Genomic DNA, 280 nt, shown 5'->3' with positions numbered 1-280 from the left:
GCTTAGATATATGGGATGAAATTTCTCTCAAAGAAATACAAGCTGGTGAACATACAAGTTTATTTACAGAACAAAGTAATTACCAAAATATTAATTTGTTACAAGTAAGCGATGTTCGTTTATATATGGACAAGCAACTACAATTTAGTTCCGTCGATGAGCAAATTTATCATGAAGCACTTGTTCATCCAATTATGTCTAAAGTAACTGATCCAAAACGTGTTCTTATATTAGGTGGTGGCGATGGTCTTGCTTTACGAGAAGTTTTGAAATTTGAAAC

The 280-nt window shown here is 32.5% G+C and carries 1 protein-coding gene; it reads left to right on the top strand.

Translation table 11 applies throughout. The annotated features are described in order from the left end of the window. On the top strand, positions 1–280 hold a 280-nt coding region (locus ACSG5Z_RS32515; RefSeq protein WP_503827202.1), incomplete at both ends, for a spermine/spermidine synthase domain-containing protein.

This window comes from Bacillus pretiosus, from assembly GCF_051294775.1.
In the GTDB taxonomy this organism is placed as follows: domain Bacteria; phylum Bacillota; class Bacilli; order Bacillales; family Bacillaceae_G; genus Bacillus_A; species Bacillus_A wiedmannii.
This window is presented reverse-complemented; position numbering and strand designations above follow the sequence as displayed.